A 4,413-nucleotide genomic window follows, 5' to 3' on the forward strand; every position below is an offset into this window, starting at 1 on the left:
TATGACATGAAGACAAGAAGGCAAATGTAAGTGATTGTTAGCAAATGTCAGAAAAAGTCTTACTGTTAATCAACCTTTGCCGCCCCGATACTGGTTTGCAGATTTAAACAGCCCCGCCAGTTCATCACACCGATACATCAACGCCTGCTCGGGATGCTCAGCTACTTGATAGAGAATCCCCTCTCCTGTGGTCTTTGAGAAAGAGTAAAGTTTTTGGCGTGGTGGTTTTGGGGCAACACCTTTATCCTCTCCTTTTGCCGCTCTCCAACTTGCTAATTCCCTCTCATAAGCTTCTTGTGCTTTTTCAAATTCCTTCCTTGCCTGTTCCCGCAATTGCTGCATCGGGCGATCGATAATTTCCCGCATGATGGGAGATTTTTTCTGGGAGGATTCAGCAACAATGCCGGCAAAATAATTTGGGGTGACGCGGTAGTTTGTGTCATTGCGGAGTTTGATTTCGCTCCCAACTTTAAAGAGGCTGGAAATTTGGGTCAGCAGAGTTGTGAGATAACACTCCGGTTTTAGGTTCAGCATTTTTGCCAGTTTTTCGATCGGTGCCGCTAAACCCACGGGGATGATTTCAGCAATATTTATCTGAGATTTTTTTGAATTCAGGAGCCGTGTAACCTCTGCGACCACATCTTCCCTGTTGAGCTCTTGCTCTAACTCTTGTTCGCGGTCGCGGTAAATTTTCCAGGTATCAGTCGGAGCTAGCCGATAAGTCTGAGCCAGTTCTGATATTTTGATTTGAAGCTGCGACCTTTTTAAATCGGAGTCAAGTAGTTCGTCAATTTTGGCCGCTAGGTCAGAAAGGTTGGGGGCTTCAAATTTTGGATGGCTTACAACTTTTTGCGCTTGCCGGGGAACTTCAAAGACTTTCTTCTCTCCGATCGCCGCCTTTACTTGGCTCGCTGAAAGTTTTTCGTGGTCGATCCAATCAAAAATATCGAGCCCGCCCTTCTCTGGCAAATTCTCCCAAGCTTTGCTTTCAGGGAATGGGTAGAGCCACATTGCATCGGGAAAGTGTTCGGCCACCTTGTCAGCGTGTTCAATTCCCTTTTTGTCACGGTCAGGGACTATGACAATCAGCTTTGCTCCTTGCAAGTCCAAAGAGTCGGTAAGTGTGAATTTACCGCCCCCGCCGATATTGGTAGTCGCAGCTAGCCCAAGCTTCCACAGTAAATCAGCGCAAGGTTCACCCTCGACAATGTAAATCGTTTCATTGTTTGCGATCGCCTTTCTGATTTCGGCATAGCGGTAAACCGGGATACTGGCACGGGCAACTTTGTTTGAATCCTTATCTGTGCCTAGCCCGTACAGCCATTGTTTTTTATCTTTATCCCAGCGTTGTTGCTTGATTTTCTTGTTGCCCTCACCATCGTCAACCCGTTCTACACGTGCCAAAGGGGAACCATTGCGATCGGGATATTCCCAGTGGCGGATACCTTTGGGTCGAATATCTTTGGTGGTTTTTTCTTTGAAGACGTACACACCGCAGCGGCTATCAGAACTTGTGCCGTCAAAGTGCCACAGGTCAGGCTGTTGAGTTTTGGTGTGGTCAAAGTTTTGATGGCAAAGAACCATCTTCCCGTCGTGGCTAATACGGCAGTCGCGGTCTTTGGTACGTCCACAGACCGGGCAAGGATTAGACTTGCTGCTGCTGATAAGATTTCCGCGAACACTTGAAACTTGACTGTCCATCGGAGTAGAATTGTTGTTGTACTTGTCGTACATAAATTTGGCTCGCCCCAAGACGAGTTGAATGTGGATAGATGCAAAAGCCGTTCTTTCAGGTCGCCAAAACTAGAGAGGGACGGTTTTTTGCTGTGTGTATTTGTTGATTTTTTGAGCAATTAAAAGATTGGCGACGCGCTCGTGTCGCCCAACCCCGATTGCACATTAGAGGATTAGGAATATATTAGCCCCAAGCTACTGTTGCTATCCGACGGCATCTCTCTCACCTGTAGGCATAAGCGCTTCCCTTAATCCCTTTTTCTCAGCCGCAGAGCCAGGTTGACTTCACTTCGGATAAGCGCGCATTCTCATTGTAGAACTTTTGCCCCAAGCTGTAACCCAAAAAACGAAACGAGAACGAACGGGAAACGTAACGAGAACTGCTCGTCGGGTGTAAGAGTAAAAAAGTGACGAGTCGCACTCAGTAACGGTTTCAAGTTTTCAGGCATTAGAAGGGTTTTTGTCCGAAATTTCGGAGACTTTTTGCCATATCAGTTATTCCTCAGCCCGCTAGGTTGTGGTCGGGCCCCGCCTTATACTGGAGGGATGACACGCAAAAACTCCTCGCGGGCTTATCCCCATACTTTCTATGCAAGCGCGGCGTCGCCCTCGAATCCGCCCGAATGTATTCCTTTCAAGGCTTACTGTGAAAAGTATTTCTTAAGCAAGTCCCAAGCGTTGAATCGCCTGCGAAAACAACAGATATGCGCGGTTAGCTTCAAGAAAAAATTATTCATTGTAGATGCTGAACCTTCGCCCTAATCTGCACTATTAATCATCTCCTTTGACGAATGGCAATAGAAATTCATACTCAGCCTTCGCGTCCCGGTAAGCTTGGCTACTGCCGGCTGACACTCCCCAAACTTCTTTAAGGATTTTATTCTTGCCGGTGATGCCCTTCGCGTGACATTGCAGAATTAATTCGATTTGTTCGCGCTGCCTAGTGGATAAATTCACTACTGCGAGTTCGCCAGAATCGCCAGAAGTCTGATTCAGCAATAGTTCTAGTGATTCTCTTATCGAATCGAGTTCTGCCTCTTGTTCGTCTGTTGGTTCGTTTGTTGCCAGAATTTGTTCTGCTTCCTGTTGTCTTTGTTTCTGAGAAATGTATACGCTTGTCGAGATTTCATCCACCACATCGGCGGTGATTGCCCGCTCTTTAATTGCCTCAATCTCCCCTTGTTCGGACAGTTTGCGGGCGATGTTGCCAGCGGACACTGCACAAGCAATCGCAGCACACAAGCTGACACCTTGCAGCGCTTTGTGAGTGTCTAGCTTTTTGTCTAGTGCTGCTAGTGGAGTCAGCCAAAGAACTACAGAGGACGCGCTCAACACAAGCAGTTTTAACTGCATAAAAACACCCCTAAACCAATTAGCAGCATAGCCAAACCGCCGATTAGAACTGCCTGTAAATCAGCCACTGAAATCTTGAGCAACTTACTTAGGGAATAGTCAAGCAACCAGCTCAACCCCCAAGCAATCGCAATTGCTGCTAACAAAAATGAAACTGCTTTCATTGCCATCGGATGCAGACTCGCTATCCACCCCAAAAGGGAGAAAGCGACGCACCCAGCAACGAAGAAATTTGCCAGATACATCGCTTTCATTTAGTTAGTCCCTCCTGTGAGTTTGGCCTTGATTTCATCAATGCGAGTCCGAGCATCGCTGTTAGCCTTATCAATCCCTAAACCCAGTCGCGCGTAACCGGGGCGCAAACTGTGCAAGTGCTTAGCCAGTCGAGTGTCTGAGCGTTTTTTGCCCAGTTCATTATCAGCCACAACACCTTCATATTTGCGGTGATGACGGTGAACTTTAGCATCGGCTTCTTCAACTTTTGCCAGCGCTTCATAGGCGCGTTTAGACTGTTTTGCACCGTCTGTTTTATCTTTGGCTAAATCCTTCATTGCGTCCGCTTCTTCCTTGGTAAAGTAACGCGGTGCTGGCACAACTGGCACACTACGGATGCTGGAAAAATTACCAGGATTTAGCGGTGTGATAACGCTTGCATTAGTGCTTGCCAAAACTTTTGATTTGTCGATTGCATGTCCGCCGTCGTTGCTGGCAGTCATTTTTCCAGCATCAGAATTGCCGCCAAAAAGGCGTAATTGTAAGCTCATAATTTTGTCCCGATTTGAATGTTGATGCGAACAGGTGAGGGAAATAAATTCAAGGGATTGATTTGACGCCACATAGACATTGCCAGCACAAACACCCCCGCCGACGCGAGTACAAGTGCGATGAGTTGCCCAAAGTCAACCCAGTCTAAAAAGCTGGTGGAATTCTGGCGGGTGAAACCGCACACAGGGAACGAACCGTCGTTAGTCCAATCAAGGGTGTTTACGGTGTCTACATCCTCTGTGTCTACAGTGTCTACACTGTTTACAGCTTGCGGGTCAAGCAGTTCAGGTGTTGTGTCTACAGTGTCTACACTCAAACTGTCTACACTGTCTACATTCACTGTGTCAAGTGACTCACCATCAACGAGGTACAGTTCTAGCAGCGCTTCCCACGTAGCAGTTTTGCTGAGTTTCCCGAACTGTCTGGCGTCTTCATTGGAGAAGCCACGGTCATAGGCGATCGCCTTTAATTGGTCAATGCGACGGTAGCTGACGGTAGGTTTAGTCATGGCAAAACCCCGTCAACTCAATCATTAAGAGTTGCGATCGTCCGCAAAGACAA

General features: G+C 47.3%; 5 protein-coding genes. All 5 read right to left on the minus strand.

Annotated features, from left to right (window positions below):
• Positions 1-69 precede the first annotated feature (69 nt).
• The gene (locus QT992_RS33005; protein WP_333343034.1) at positions 70-1,734 is read right to left on the minus strand and encodes a DUF3987 domain-containing protein; all 1,665 of its coding nucleotides are present in this window, start codon (positions 1,732-1,734) and stop codon (positions 70-72) included.
• A 771-nt stretch (positions 1,735-2,505) separates the two neighbouring features.
• Positions 2,506-3,087 carry a hypothetical protein gene (locus tag QT992_RS33010; RefSeq protein WP_333378698.1) on the minus strand — a complete coding sequence of 194 codons (582 nt, stop codon included), beginning with the start codon at positions 3,085-3,087 and terminating at the stop codon, positions 2,506-2,508.
• Positions 3,078-3,341 carry a hypothetical protein gene (locus tag QT992_RS33015; protein ID WP_333378701.1) on the minus strand — a complete coding sequence of 88 codons (264 nt, stop codon included), beginning with the start codon at positions 3,339-3,341 and terminating at the stop codon, positions 3,078-3,080. The genes QT992_RS33010 and QT992_RS33015 overlap by 10 nt, the downstream gene beginning before the upstream one ends.
• Positions 3,342-3,851, minus strand: a complete 510-nt coding sequence (locus QT992_RS33020) for a hypothetical protein (protein ID WP_333378704.1) — start codon at positions 3,849-3,851, stop codon at positions 3,342-3,344. It abuts the gene before it with no gap.
• A complete protein-coding gene (locus QT992_RS33025; RefSeq protein ID WP_333378707.1) occupies positions 3,848-4,360 on the minus strand; it encodes a hypothetical protein in 513 nt (170 codons plus the stop codon). The genes QT992_RS33020 and QT992_RS33025 overlap by 4 nt, the downstream gene beginning before the upstream one ends.
• Positions 4,361-4,413: the final 53 nt, after the last annotated feature.

Source organism: Microcoleus sp. T3_D1 (assembly GCF_036700405.1).
GTDB lineage: Bacteria > Cyanobacteriota > Cyanobacteriia > Cyanobacteriales > Microcoleaceae > Microcoleus.